This window comes from Actinoallomurus liliacearum (genome assembly GCF_039542035.1).
GTDB lineage: Bacteria > Actinomycetota > Actinomycetes > Streptosporangiales > Streptosporangiaceae > Actinoallomurus > Actinoallomurus liliacearum.
The window spans coordinates 736,747-749,759 of the sequence record NZ_BAABHJ010000008.1 but is presented as its reverse complement, the minus strand read 5'-3'; the positions used below and the strand labels follow the sequence as shown (position 1 = coordinate 749,759).

At 73.4% G+C, this 13,013-nt stretch carries 13 protein-coding genes; 8 read left to right on the top strand and 5 right to left on the bottom strand.

Translation table 11 applies throughout. The features are described 5' to 3' along the window. Window positions 1–25 precede the first annotated feature (25 nt). On the bottom strand, window positions 26–643 hold the full coding sequence (locus tag ABD978_RS18255) for a TetR/AcrR family transcriptional regulator (protein ID WP_345355235.1): 618 nt from the start codon (window positions 641–643) through the stop codon (window positions 26–28). 103 nt (window positions 644–746) lie between these two features. Next, window positions 747–1,151 carry a hypothetical protein gene (locus tag ABD978_RS18250; RefSeq protein WP_345355232.1) on the bottom strand — a complete coding sequence of 135 codons (405 nt, stop codon included), beginning with the start codon at window positions 1,149–1,151 and terminating at the stop codon, window positions 747–749. Window positions 1,152–1,393: 242 nt separating this feature from the next. Here ABD978_RS18250 and ABD978_RS18245 point away from each other — a divergent pair, with 242 nt between their 5' ends. Beyond that, window positions 1,394–2,017 (top strand): HAD family hydrolase, encoded by a 624-nt coding sequence (locus tag ABD978_RS18245; protein ID WP_345355229.1) that lies wholly within the window; start codon window positions 1,394–1,396, stop codon window positions 2,015–2,017. 45 nt (window positions 2,018–2,062) lie between these two features. Then, window positions 2,063–2,449, top strand: coding sequence for a cold-shock protein (locus tag ABD978_RS18240; RefSeq protein ID WP_345355226.1), 387 nt, complete (start codon window positions 2,063–2,065; stop codon window positions 2,447–2,449). A 108-nt stretch (window positions 2,450–2,557) separates the two neighbouring features. Here ABD978_RS18240 and ABD978_RS18235 read toward each other — a convergent pair whose 3' ends face one another. After that, the gene (locus ABD978_RS18235) at window positions 2,558–3,961 is read right to left on the bottom strand and encodes an MFS transporter (RefSeq protein WP_345355223.1); all 1,404 of its coding nucleotides are present in this window, start codon (window positions 3,959–3,961) and stop codon (window positions 2,558–2,560) included. 60 nt (window positions 3,962–4,021) lie between these two features. On the opposite strand from ABD978_RS18235, the gene ABD978_RS18230 reads away from it, so the two are divergent. Both ABD978_RS18230 and ABD978_RS18225 read left to right on the top strand, forming a co-directional pair. Then, complete coding sequence (locus ABD978_RS18230; RefSeq protein WP_425550725.1) at window positions 4,022–4,834, top strand: DUF3027 domain-containing protein; 813 nt, start codon at window positions 4,022–4,024, stop codon at window positions 4,832–4,834. A 287-nt stretch (window positions 4,835–5,121) separates the two neighbouring features. Continuing rightward, complete coding sequence (locus tag ABD978_RS18225; RefSeq protein WP_345355220.1) at window positions 5,122–8,268, top strand: sacsin N-terminal ATP-binding-like domain-containing protein; 3,147 nt, start codon at window positions 5,122–5,124, stop codon at window positions 8,266–8,268. A 98-nt stretch (window positions 8,269–8,366) separates the two neighbouring features. Here the strand turns inward: ABD978_RS18225 and ABD978_RS18220 are convergent, their stop codons facing one another. Then, window positions 8,367–8,969, bottom strand: coding sequence for a TetR/AcrR family transcriptional regulator (locus ABD978_RS18220; RefSeq protein WP_345355217.1), 603 nt, complete (start codon window positions 8,967–8,969; stop codon window positions 8,367–8,369). Window positions 8,970–9,052: 83 nt separating this feature from the next. On the opposite strand from ABD978_RS18220, the gene ABD978_RS18215 reads away from it, so the two are divergent. Then, window positions 9,053–9,895 carry an NAD(P)H-binding protein gene (locus ABD978_RS18215; RefSeq protein ID WP_345355214.1) on the top strand — a complete coding sequence of 281 codons (843 nt, stop codon included), beginning with the start codon at window positions 9,053–9,055 and terminating at the stop codon, window positions 9,893–9,895. Between the two features lie 133 nt (window positions 9,896–10,028). Here the strand turns inward: ABD978_RS18215 and ABD978_RS18210 are convergent, their stop codons facing one another. Beyond that, window positions 10,029–10,283 carry a DUF2530 domain-containing protein gene (locus tag ABD978_RS18210; RefSeq protein ID WP_345355211.1) on the bottom strand — a complete coding sequence of 85 codons (255 nt, stop codon included), beginning with the start codon at window positions 10,281–10,283 and terminating at the stop codon, window positions 10,029–10,031. Window positions 10,284–10,598: 315 nt separating this feature from the next. On the opposite strand from ABD978_RS18210, the gene ABD978_RS18205 reads away from it, so the two are divergent. The 3 genes from ABD978_RS18205 (at window position 10,599) to thpR (ending at window position 12,966) form a co-directional block, all read left to right on the top strand. Beyond that, window positions 10,599–11,030 carry a MarR family winged helix-turn-helix transcriptional regulator gene (locus ABD978_RS18205; protein ID WP_345355208.1) on the top strand — a complete coding sequence of 144 codons (432 nt, stop codon included), beginning with the start codon at window positions 10,599–10,601 and terminating at the stop codon, window positions 11,028–11,030. Continuing rightward, window positions 11,027–12,271, top strand: coding sequence for an MFS transporter (locus ABD978_RS18200; protein ID WP_345355938.1), 1,245 nt, complete (start codon window positions 11,027–11,029; stop codon window positions 12,269–12,271). The genes ABD978_RS18205 and ABD978_RS18200 overlap by 4 nt, the downstream gene beginning before the upstream one ends. A 155-nt stretch (window positions 12,272–12,426) precedes the next feature. Then, window positions 12,427–12,966 carry an RNA 2',3'-cyclic phosphodiesterase gene (gene thpR, locus ABD978_RS18195; protein ID WP_345355205.1) on the top strand — a complete coding sequence of 180 codons (540 nt, stop codon included), beginning with the start codon at window positions 12,427–12,429 and terminating at the stop codon, window positions 12,964–12,966. The last annotated feature ends 47 nt before the right edge of the window (window positions 12,967–13,013 follow it).

Genomic DNA, 13,013 nt, shown 5'->3' with positions numbered 1-13,013 from the left:
AGCCGGTCGACCCGCCGGCCCGGGGTTACTGGACCGCCTCCGCCGTGGTGCCGACGAGGCCCATGGCGAGGCGGGTCCAGCCGGCCACGAAACGCTCCTCGTCGATCCGGTTCGGCGGTTCGTACAGGGCGTCCTGGGCCAGCCAGTAGTTGACGATCGACCCGCCGAGCGCGAGGGCGACGGCGTCCCAGTCCTCGTCGATCCCGGCCATCTCCGGCTGGCCGGACAGCCACTTGGCGAACAGGTCGTACAGGGGGTTGGCGATGCCCTCACGCATCTCGGTCACGAGGCCGGGGAACTTGTCGAGATCACGGAACAGGACCCGGATGAGATCGGCCTCCTCCCGCATCTTGCGCAGGCCCGCGGCGGCCGCGAGGCGCAGCCGGTCCGCCAGAGGCTGCTCGCGGATCGCGGCCGACTGCTCGAAGGTCTTGGCGATCTGCTCGGCCGTACGGGCGATGTGCTCGCGCACGGCGGCGCCCAGGACCTCTTCCTTGGAGCGGAAGTGGCGGTAGAGCCCGCCGGCCCCGGGGGACAGGCCCGCCGCGGCCTCGATCTCCGCGACGGACGTCGCGGCGTATCCGCGCTCCGCGAAGAGCCGGAGCGCCTCGGCGACGATCCGTTCTCGGGTCGATCTTTGCATTTTCGGTAGCTCCTCCGAGAAAGAGCGTAGGCCATCGAGCGGTCGGCCGATGTCCGACGGAACGGCCGTATGTGGCACCGCGCCGGCGGTTACGGGCGCGGGTTCAGCGAATCCGCCGGATCAGCCCGGCGCCGACCCTTCCGGCGATGAGGTACACGACGGCGGCGATCCCGTAGTCGACGAGCACCGCCACCCGCCTGTCCTTGGGCGTGAACAGGTCCCGGAACTCCCAGGCGAGTCCGCGTGACCAGTCGTTCACCGTGCGCACGATGGGATTCGCCTGGTTGGCCGAGAACACCACGAAGGCGATGTGCAGGGCCAGGACGACGGCGATGACCGTCGCCGCGACCGCGACCAGGGTCGCCAGGACGCCCGTGGCCCTGCCCAGGCCGTTCCGGAGCCGCTCGCCGTCGGGCCGGTGCCGTCCGGAGTGCGGAACGGTCCGCTCGGCGGTGTCCTGGCCGGAATCCTCGACGACATTTCCAGACTTACTACGCCATCTCGCCATTTTCTTTTCTTACTCTCGGGAGCGGATCGACGTCTGTGCGGTTCGGAGCGTGGTCACTGGGTATATCCGCAACACGTAACCGCAGTTACGGGCTTGTAATTAATGCGGGCTCGACCGGTGACCAAATCAATAGATCCAGATTTCGCGCAGACTCCGCGCCCTCCCACTCGGATCCCGTCGCATCGCCACTACCGGGAGGGCGCGGGCACGCGTGTCTGCGCATGGTACGTACCCTATGGCGCGTGCTCGCTGTGGGATTCGACCTGGACCTGACACTCGCCGATACCCGGGATGCCATCGCCGCGGTCTACGACCGGCTGGCGGCGGAGACGGGGGTGTTCATCGACATCGCCGCCGTCGTCTCGCGGCTCGGCCCGCCGCTGGAGCTCGAGCTGGCCCACTGGTTCCCGCCCGAGCACGTTCCGGAGATGGCCTCCCGATACCGCGCCGTCTACGAAGAGATCGCGGTGCCCCGTACGTTGCCGATGCCCGGCGCGGGCGCGGCCGTCGACGCCGTACGGGACCGGGGCGGGCGCGTCATCGTCGTCACCGCCAAGAACCAGCACGACGCCGAGGCCACCGTCCGATTCCTCGACCTGCAGGTCGATGAGGTGGCCGGCGGCTTCTACGCCGCAGGCAAGGGCGAGGCGCTGAGGAGGTTCGGCGCCACGGCGTACGCCGGGGACCACGTCGCCGACATCGACGCGGCGCGGGCGGCGGGCGCCCGCAGCGTCGCGATCGCCACCGGGCCGTACGATTCGGAGGCGCTCCGAGCCTACGGAGCCGATATCGTGTTGCCCGATTTGCGGGGTTTCCCGGACACTTTGAACGAACTGATCAATCCTGGTTCCCCGTCGAGGCAATAGCCTTGATGTGACTCGCCCGGACAAGAGCTAGCAACGAGGTCCCCTGTGCCCACTGGCAAGGTCAAGTGGTACGACGCCGACAAGGGATTCGGCTTCCTCACCCGCGATGACGGCGGTGAGGTGTTCGTTCATTCCTCCGCGCTGCCCGGCGGCGTGACCTCGCTCAAACCCGGGCAGCGCGTGGAGTTCGGGGTCGTCGAGGGCCGCAAGGGGCAGCAGGCGCTGAGCGTCCGCGCGCTCGACAACCCGCCGTCGGTGGTCAAGGGCAAGCGCAAGAAGCCCGACGAGATGGTGCCGATCGTCGAGGACCTCATCAAGCTTCTCGACGGCGTCTCCACGACGTACCGGCGGGGCAAGCACCCCGAGGGCCGGGTCGCCAAGAAGATCGGCGAGGTGCTGCGCGCGGTCGCGGACGACCTGGACCCGCAGTAGCCGACGAGCGAGCGGCTGGGAGCGGCCCCCGAGAGGGGCCGGTCGCTGATACGTGGTCGGTGAGGGACGAGCCGGCCGCGTAGCGGGCGCGGCAGTGAACCCGCCGCGTCAGGCGGTCGTGTCGGCGACGCTGGGCTCGCTCTCCGCGGCGCGTTCCCGGCGTCGTACGGCGCGGCGGCTCCTGCGCGGAGCCGCCAGCGTGACCAGCGACAGCGCGAGCGCGCCCGCGACCACGGCGAGCGCGATGTGGCCGTTGGCGGCCACGATCGACATGCCCAGGCCGGTCAGCCCGCCGACCACCCAGACGAGCTGGTGCACCGTCTCGGTCACCGCGAACGTCGACGAGCGGATCTCCTCGCCGACCTCGCGCTGCACGATCGCGTCCAGGCCCAGCTTGCCCAGGGACTGGCCGAGCGCGCCGACGAACGCCACCACCAGGGCGGCGATCAGCCCGAAGAACGCCGCGCACACCGCCGCGGTCACGGTCGCCGCCAGCAGCGTGCCGAACACGATCGCCCGCGGCGCCCGCGCCTTGACCAGAGCGCCCAGACCGGTGCCGGCCAGGCCGCCCGCGCCCGCCGCGGCGGCGAGCATGCCGAGCGCGATGTTCGGCGAGACGGCGTCGACGAAGCCCTTGGTCCGCAGCAGGAATGCCAGATACAGGATCAGGAACCCGCTGAACGCCCGCAGGGCGGCGTTGGCGAGCATCGCCTCGGCGACCACCGGCCCGACCCGCAGGAGGGTCCGCCATCGGCCCCGGCCGTCCGTACGCTCCTCGGCCCCGCCGGTCGCCTCGCCCTCCTCGCTCCGGGCCTGCGCGACGTCGGCCTCGGGCGTGTCCACGTGCGACGGCAGCCGCATGGCGGAGATCGCGCCGACCATGAAGAGGACCGTGGCGGCGCGCAGCGCCCAGCCCGCGTTCGCGACGGCGACCAGCCCGGCACCGAGCGGCGCCATGATCGACGCGGCGACCAGGCCGGTGAAGGAGGCGCGGGCGTTCGCGGTGACCAGGGCCAGGCCGGGTGGCAGCACGCGGGGCGTGACGGCGTTCCGTGACACCCCGAAGGCCTTGGACAGCACCAGCGCGCCGAACGCCGCGGGCATCAGCGTGACCGGATCCTTGTGCAGCACCGCCCCGGCCATGCCCCAGCACAGCAGGCCGCGGGCCAGCATCGTGCCCGCGATCGCGATCCGGCGGGCGTGGCGCATGTGGTCGAGGACGGGGCCGATCAACGGCGCGACCAGCGCGAACGGCGCCATCGTCACCAGCAGGTAAAGCGCCACCTGACCGCGGGCCTGCTGAACGTCCAGATTGAAGAACATCGTGCCCGCCAGCGCCACCGCGATCAGGGCGTCACCGGCGCTGTTCAGCGCGTTCAGCTCGATCAGGGCGCCCAGGCCGCTGCCGCCCGCGCCCCCGGCATGAGTGGCCCTGCGCGTCGCCCGCCCCATCCTCTGGGCCACCGCGCGCACCGCCCGCCCGGCGGCACCCGTACGTGACCACAAACTCATGCCGTCCAGTCTGCCTCTTCGCGGCAAACCCATGCCCGTCCATGGGCGACAATCGTGTATGTGAGTCCTGTGCGTTCCACCAGTCCGGCCGCCAACCGGCGCAGCCGTACCCCCGTGATCGACGCCATCGCCGCCGAGGCCGTTGATCTGGCACGCGCGGCAGCCGGGGAGACGTCTCGGCCGGAGTTCGTCGGCGACCACGTCGGGATGGTTCCCGAAGGGGACCGGGTCGTCACCCACTACTTCGCCTGCCTGGACCCGGCGTACCGCGGCTGGCGGTGGGCCGTCTCGGTGGTCCGCGCCGCCCGGGCCAAACACGCCACCGTCAGCGAGGCCGTGCTGCTGCCCGGCCAGGACGCCATGCTCGCCCCCGAGTGGGTGCCGTGGAGCGACCGGCTGCGCCCCGGCGATCTCGGCCCCGGCGACCTGCTGCCGACGCCGCCGGACGACCCGCGCCTGGCGCCCGGGTTCGCGCCGTCGGAGGAGGTCGGCGCGGAGCTCGGCTGGGAGCTGGGCCTCGGCAAGGCCCGCGTGCTGTCCGCCGAGGGCCGCGAGGAGGCCGCGGTCCGCTGGCACGCCGGAGACGCCGGCCCCGACACCCCGATCGCCCGTTCCGCCCCCGCGCAGTGCGCGACCTGCGGGTTCTTCCTGCCGATCGCGGGCTCGCTGCGGCAGGCGTTCGGCGTGTGCGCCAACGAGTACGCGCCCGACGACGGCAAGGTCGTCGCCGTCGACCACGGGTGCGGCGCCCACTCCGAGGCCGTCGTGACGCCGCCCGCGACCGAGGCCGCGCCGCCGATCGTCGACGAGCTGGGCTACGACGTCGTGCCGTCGGCCACGCTCACCGAGGAGGAGGCCCTCGGCCACAGCTGACCGGCCCAGCCCGACCGGCCACAGCCGACCGGCGCAGGTGGCCGGCCGCGAACGACCGGCGCAGGTGGCCGGCCGCGAACGACCGGCGCAGGTGGCCGGCCCGGCTGCACCGGCCGCAGCGCGACCGGCGCAGGCGACCGGCCGCAGCGCGACCGGGGCGGGTGACGGGCCGCGAACGATCTGCCCCAGCGCGACGGGGCACAGCCGACCGGCCGCAGGTGACCGGCGCAGATGACCGGCCGCAAGTGACGGCGGCCGGCACCGGAGCAGCCGTGGAGAGGCAGAAAATGGACGATCCGTTCGGCACCACGGCGATCCGGGAGCGGGTGCTGGCCGCCTGGAGCGCGTCGCCGGCGCGGTTCCGTGAGGACGCCAACGCCGAAGAGGACCACACGCGCGGCGGCTACCGGGACCGGGTGATCGTCGAGCTGGCGCAGAACGCCGCCGACGCCGCCGCCCGGGCCGGGGTGCCCGGCCGGATCCGGTTCACCCTGCGGGACGGCGTCCTGAGCGCCGCCAATGTCGGCGCGCCGCTGGACGCCGCCGGGGTCGAGGCGCTGAGCACGCTCCGCGCCTCCGCCAAACGCGACGACGCTCACGCGGTCGGCCGGTTCGGTGTCGGCTTCGCCGCCGTGGTCGCGGTCAGCGACGAGCCCGCCATCGTCTCCGGCGCCGGTCCGGCGGTCGCCTGGTCCGCCGAGCGCACCCGCGCCGCCGCCGAGCCGGTGCCCGCGCTCGCCGCCGAGCTGGACCGGCGCGGCGGTCACGTGCCGGTCCTGCGCCTGCCGTTCGCCGCTCCCGCCGTCCCGGTCCCCGAGGGCTACGACACGCTCGTACGGCTGCCGTTGCGCGACGCGGACGCCGAGGCGCTGGTCCGGCGGCTGCTGGCGGAGACCGGACCGGCCCTGCTGCTGTCCCTGCCGGCCCTCGCCGAGATCACGATCGACGTCGACGGTGACGTCCACACGCTCCGCGCCACCTGGGACACCCCGGCGGAGGGGGCCGTGACCGGCGCGGTGACCGTGAACGGCACGACCTGGCGCACCGCCGAGGCCCACGGGACGGTCGCGGCGGAGCTGCTGGCGGACCGCCCGGTCGAGGAACGGCCGTACTGGCAGGTGCGCTGGGCGATCACCGACGAGCCGCTGCCGGACGACGTACCGGCCGTCATTCACGCGCCCACGCCCAGCGACGAGCCGCTCGGCCTGCCCGCGCTGCTCATCGCGTCCTTCCCGCTGGCCCCCGACCGGCGGCACGTCGCCCCCGGCCCGCTGACCGACTTCCTGGTCGAGCGGGCGGCCGAGGCGTACACCGCGCTGCTGCCGCCGACCCCGCGTCTCCTCGACCTCGTGCCCGGCCCGGTCGCCAAGGGCGAGCTGGACGCCCGGCTCCGCCGCGCGATCCTGACCCGCCTCCCCGACCTCCCGCTTCTGCCCGTCGTCGAGAACGCGGCTACGGACCAGGGTGTGGAGCCGGGCATCGGCCTGGACGGTGAGCGGCCGACCGCGCCAGGCGCCGGCCCGGCCGACGGGCCGGATTCCGGATCGGACGGCGGTCCCTGGGCCGGTCCGGGCGGCGAGCCGGGGATCGAGCCGGGTGCCGGTCCGGGCGGGCCGTGGGCCGCGCCAGGTGCCGAACCCGGCGGCGGTCTGAGGGGCGAGCCGGGTTTCGAACCCGACGTGGAGCCCGGAGCCGGGCGGATCCGGGTTCGAGGGCGGGACGCCGTGGTCGTCGACGGTCCCGGCGCGTTGCCCGCCGTGCTGTCGGAGGTCCTGCCCGGTCTGCTGCCCGCCGGCTGGCCGGCCCGCCACCCGGCCCTCGCCGCGCTCGGCGTCCGCCGCCTGAGCCTCGCCGACGTCGCCGACGCGCTCGCCGGCCTGGACCGCGAGCCGGCCTGGTGGCGGCGGCTGTACGCCGCGCTGGACGGCGCCGACCGGGACGCGCTCGCCGGGCTGCCCGTGCCTCTCGCCGACGGCCGCACCGTACGCGGGCCGCGCGGGCTCCTCGTCACCGACCCGGAGGGCCTGGACGCGCTCGGCCTGCGCGTCGTCCACCCGGAGGCCGCGCATCCGCTCCTGCTGCGGCTCGGCGCGGTCGAGGCGGGCCCGCGCGCCGTGCTCACCGACCCGGCGACGCGCGCGGCGGTCACCGCGTCGTACGACGAGGAGGACCCCGAGCCGATCTGGCACGCCGTCCTCACCCTCGTCGGCCGCGCCCATCTGCGGCCGGGCGAGGAGCCGTGGCTGGCCGAGCTGGCGCTGCCCGGCGACGACGGCGAGCCGTACCCCGCCGGGGAACTCCTGCTGCCGGGCGCGCCGCTGGCCGAGGTGATCGCCGAGGACGCGCCGTTCGGGGTCGCGGACGCCGACCTGGTCGAGCGGTACGGCGCGGAGGTCCTTGAGGCCGCCGGCGTGCTGCGGACGTTCGCGCTGGTCCGGGCCGAGGACGTCATCGAGCCGGAGTTCCACCTCGACGACGAGGAGCTGTGGGCGGAGCGGTTCGGCGCCGGGTACGTCATTCCGGAGTTCACCGCGGTCCGCGACCTGGAGTTCGTCGCCGACTGGGCGGGCGCGTTCCGGCTGCTGGCCGAGCCGGATCTGCGGGCCGCCATTGTCGGACCGGCCCGCGTCGTGCTCGCCGACGGCCGCCAGGTGGACGCCCCCTCGTACACCGCGTGGTGGCTGGGCCGGCATCCCGTCCTGGACGGCCGGCGCCCCGACGAGCTGTGCCTCGGCGAGGACCTGGCCGACCTGTACGACCCGGCCCCGCCGCGCCTGGACCCGGGGATCGCCAGGGCGCTCGGCGTGCGCACCACCGTGGCGGCGCTGCTCGCCGAGCCGGACGGCCCGGCCGAGCTCCTCGACCGTCTCGCCGACCCGGCCCGTACGCTGTCCCGCGAGCGGCTGCGCGAGCTGTGGGCGGCGCTCGCCCGTACGGAGGACCTGGACGTCGAGCCGCCGGACCGCGTACGGGCCCTGGTGGACGGCGAGCCGGAGATCGTCCCGGCCGAGGACGCCATCGTCGTCGACCGCCCGGACCTGCTGCCGCTCCTGCGCGGCCAGCCGCTGCTGTTCGTGCCGCCGCACCTCGCGGACCTCCTGGAGCTGGCGCTGGGGAGCGAGGAGGTCCCTGGCCTGCTCGGGTCGGCGGGGGAGGAGCGCCCGGTGCCGGAGGCGGCGCGCGCGGTGCTGCCCGGCGCGCCCGCGTCCTACGTCCACCACGAGCGGCTCATCGTGGACGGCCAGGAGATCCCCTGGTGGTACGCCGACGGCACCGTGCACGCGAGCGGCCCGGCCGGCCTGGCGCGGGGCCTGGCCTGGGCCTGCGACCGCTGGCCCGACCGCCTCCTCGCCGAGGCGGCCCTGCGCGAGCCGGAACGCCTTCCGGACCTCCTCGCCGAGGAGGACCTGGCCCGGGAGATCCGCCGAGCCTGATCGACCTGTGGGGCCGTCTGCAACAGATGCCGTCGCGGCCGGAGTCGGCTTCACTGCTCCTCACGGGCCGATCCGGGCGGCGCGGGGAGTCCCGTCGATCAGGAGGCGGCGCCGCCGGCGGCCAGGGTGTCGAGCCAGCGGATCAGGCGGTTCCCTTCGCGGGTCATGAGGTCGGGGTCGCGCAGGGCGTTGGCCAGGAGCGACATGCCCTGGTAACCGGCGACGAGCGTGACGGCGAGGTCGCCGGCGTCGGGGCGGCCGAGCGCGCGGAACTGGTGCTCCACCCAGTCCAGCAGCACGCGGATGACGCGGCCCGCCTCCTGGTCGAGGGTGCCGTCGGCGCGTTTGTCCAGTTCGACGGCGAGGGTTCCGGTGGGGCAGCCGAAGCGGACGGCGATGTCACGTTGGCCGACCCAGGCGTGGACGAGGGCCTTGAGGCGGTCGAGGGGGTCGGGCAGCCTGTCCAGCTCGGTGGTGAGCTCGGCCAGGTTCCCTTCGTGTTCGGACAGGGCGGCCTGGACGAGCTCGTCCTTGGTCTTGAAGTAGTAGTAGACGTTCCCGACGGGCACGTCGGCGGTCTCGGCGATGTCGGCGATGGTGGTGCGCTCGACGCCCTGCCGGTGGAGGACCTCGGCGGCCGCCGCCGTCAGGCGGCGGCGCTTGTCCGCTCCGCGCGCCCGGGACTTCGTTGAGTCAGTCACCCAACTGACTATAGACAGCGACCCTGGGGCTCGTGCTACCGTCTTTTTCAGTCAGCCAACTAACTAACTTGTAGGAGATCGAAATGATCGTGGTGACAGGCGCAACGGGCAACGTCGGCCGATCCCTCGTGCGGGTCCTCGCGGAGGCCGGCGAGCAGGTGCTGGCGACGTCCCGCGGGATCTCGGAGGCCGACGTGCCGCAGGGCGTCCGGCACCGCCGGGCGGACCTGACCGCTCCGGACGGTCTCCGTCCTGTCTTCGACGGCGCCGACGCGCTGTTCCTGCAGAGCGGCTCCGGCGCGCACCTGATCAGTCCGCAGGACATCCTCGACGCCGCCAAGGCCGGCGGCGTCACGCGGGTGGTGCTGCTGTCCTCCCAGGGCGTCGCGACCCGGCCGGAGTCGCCCTCCCACGGGGCCGTGATGCGGTCCATCGAGGACGCCGTCCGGGAGTCGGGCCTGGATTGGACGATCCTGCGACCCGGCGGCCTCGACTCCAACAGGTACGCCTGGGCCGAGCCGGTCCGCACGCAGCGGACCATCGCCGCGCCGTTCGCCGGCGTCGGCCTGCCGGTCGTCGACCCGGACGACGTCGCCGAGGTCGCCGCCGCGGTCCTGCGCGAGGACGGCCACACCGGGCGGGTCTACACGCTGACCGGCCCCGCTCCCGTCACGCCCCAGGAGCAGGCGGAGGCGATCGGCGCCGCGATCGGCGAGCCGATCCGGTTCGTCGAGCAGACCCGCGACGAGGCCCTCGCGCAGATGGTGCGGTTCATGCCCGAGCCGGTGGCCAAGACGACGCTCGCCATCCTCGGCGAGCCGACTCCCGAGGAGCAGCGCGTCAGCCCCGACGTCGAGCGCGTCCTCGGCCGCGCGCCCCGTCCCTTCGCGGCCTGGGCGCACCGCAACGCCGCCGCCTTCCGCTGACGTACGACTCGGAGGAATACCGTCGGTCGATCGGGTAGGTACTCAACGTAGGCGGGAACGGCATCTCAGGCGGCCGTTCCCGCCCTTGACGGGTATCGGGCGGTGCGTGGCGCGCCGACGCGACGACCGGGGATCAGGTTTCGGGCGTGTGGGCGTGGCGCTGGGCGGCGGCTTCACGGGCCCGCTGGAGGCGCGGGATGTACCAGCAGCCGAAGACGCCCATCGCGAAGCCGGTCACGCAGACCCAGCGCCACCAGTGGTCGCGGGCGGGCAGCGGGACGAGCAGGAGCACGATGAACGCCACGGCGAACGCCGCCGCGCCGGCGGCGGCGGTCAGGACGTCGTTGGTCTTGATCGGTTCCGGGACGTGACGCCGCTCGGGACTCATGGCAATCAGCGTAACCGGCCCAGTTGATCACTTCGATCGCCAGGTCCGACGCCGCCGGGTGACGTGGGCGGTCGGGGGAGATCGAGGCGTGTCGCCGGTTTTGTCGAACCCTGCTCTGTTACGCGGTGACCTGGTGCGTTACCTTCCGGGGCAAGGTGCTCGCCGGGGCGGTTCGTCGACGGCAGGGCTCGGTGATCGGTGGCACGTTGTGCCGTTCTCCGGGAGGAGGGCAGAGTCGTACGCTTTGCTAACGAGATTGCGGAATGCGAGACACGCGCGTATCGTTAGCAAAAGTAATGACTCATGCTAAAGAACATGCCAACTTCACAGACCAGAAGCCGTGCGGGCCTGGCAGCCGCCCTGCGCGTCTCCGTAAGCAGGCTGTCCCGACGAATGCGAGCTCAGGCGGGGTCGCTGAGCGTCACCCAGCTCGCCGCGCTCGGCGCGGTCTCGCGGCACGCCTCGCTGACACCCGGCGAGTTGGCGGAGCACGAGAAGGTGCAACCCCCCTCGATGACCCGGGTGATCGCGGCGCTGGAGGAGCGCGGCCTGCTGACCCGCAGCCCGCATCCGACGGACCGGCGTCAGGTCATCCTGAACGTGACGGAGGAGGGCGAGCGGCTCCTGAAGGAGGAGCGGCGCCGCAAGGAGGCGTGGCTGGCCCAGCGGCTGGCGGAGCTGACCCCCGAGGAGCAGGAGATCCTGCGCCAGGCGGCGCCGATCCTGGAGCGCCTCAGCAAGGTCTGAGCCTCTTCCGGTCGCTGCGCAACCGCAACTACCGGCTGTTCGCCGGCGGCCAGGTCGTCTCCAACACCGGCACCTGGATGCAGCGGGTCGCGCAGGACTGGCTGGTCCTCGACCTGACCCACGGCAGCGGCGCGGCGCTCGGCATCACCACCGGCCTGCAGTTCCTGCCGCTGCTGCTGTTCGGGCTGTACGGCGGCGTGCTGGCCGACCGGTACCGCAAGCGGCGTGTGCTCATGGTCACCCAGGCGGTGATGGGCGCGCTGGCCCTGGTGCTCGGCCTGCTCGCGCTCACCGGCACCGCCCAGGTGTGGCACGTCTACGCCCTCGCGTTCGGCCTCGGCATGGCCACCGTCGTGGACAATCCGACCCGGCAGACCTTCGCCGTCGAGATGGTGGGCCCCGCCGACCTGTCCAACGCGATCGCGCTGAACAGCGCCATCTTCAACATGGCGCGGATCCTCGGCCCGGCCGTCGCCGGCGTACTGATCGCCGCCATCGGCACCGCTCCGGTCTTCCTCGTCAACGCCGGATCCTTCGGCGCCGTGCTGCTCGGCCTCTACCTGATGCGCGAGGATGAGCTCCACCTCAAGGCGCCGGTTCCCCGGGCCAAGGGCCAGTTGCGCGAAGGGCTGCAGTACGTCCGGCAGCGCCGCGACCTGGTCATGGTGCTGACCCTGGTGCTGTTCGTCGCGGCGTTCGGCATGAACTTCCAGATGACGACCGCGCTGATGAGCCGCCAGGTGTTCCACAGCGGCGCTTCCTCGTTCGGCTTCGCCTCGACCATGCTGGCCGTCGGCGCGCTGTCGGGGTCGCTGCTGGCCGCCCGCCGCAGGAACCTGCGGATGCGCCTGCTCTTCGGCGCCGCGACGCTCTTCGCCGTCCTGGAGATCGCGTCCGGCCTGATGCCGAACTACGTGTCCTTCCTCGTCCTGCTGGTCCCCACGGGCATGGCGCTGCTGACCTTCAACACTGCCGCCAACGCCGTCATGCAGCTCAGCGTGCCGGCGGAGATGCGCGGCCGGGTCATGGGCCTGTACATGCTCGTGTTCGCGGGCAGCTCGCCGATCGGCTCGCCGCTGATCGGATGGCTGGCCGAGATCTTCGGACCGCGGTCGAGCCTGATCATCGGCGGAGTCGTGTCCCTCGCGGCCGTCATCGGGGTCATCATCCTCATGGCCCCGCGCCCCGCGCTCGACGCCGTACGAGCGGGCCGCCTCCGGGAACTGCTCGCCACAAGGTGAGCCCTACGGGCGGGCCGGCCGCTCGCTACGTGACCGTACGGGCGGGCCGGCCGCTTGCCACGAGGTGACCGTACGGGGGATCGGCTGCTCGCCGCGGGGTAGCCCTGTGGACGGGCCGAGAGAGCCGCCGGTGACGGGGTGAGAGGCTGGCCCCCGTGAGGCTTTTCGTCGCGCTGCTGCCGCCGGAGACCGTCCTCGACGAGGTGGAGGCCGCCTTCGCCCCGCACCGGGCCGCCCACCCGGACCTGCGCTGGACGCGCCGCCCGTCCTGGCATGTGACGCTGGCGTTCTACGGCGAGGTCGACGAGCGGATCGTGCCGCGGCTGCTGCCCCGGCTCGAACGCGCCGCCGGTCGGCACCCGCGCCGGACCGCGATATTCGCGGGCGCGGGCGCCTTCCCGCGTCCGGCGTCCGCCCGGGTGCTGTGGACCGGTCTGGAGTCCGACCTGCGGCGCCTCGCCGACTCCTGCGCGGCCGCCGCTCGCCGGGAGGGCGTCGACGTCGACGAGGGGAAGCGTTTCCACCCGCATCTCACGATGGCCCGCGCCCGCGGCCCCGTGGACCTGCGGCCCCTCGTCTCCGAGCTGGGCGACTACGAGGGCAGCCTGTGGACGGCCGGTGAGATCCACCTCATCCGCAGCCACCTCGGCCGCGAGGCGCGCTACGAGACCCTCGCCGCTTGGCCTCTCGCCTGAGCCGTGAAGGGCGCGGGCGGTCTTCTGCCGAGTGGTGCCCGTCGCGC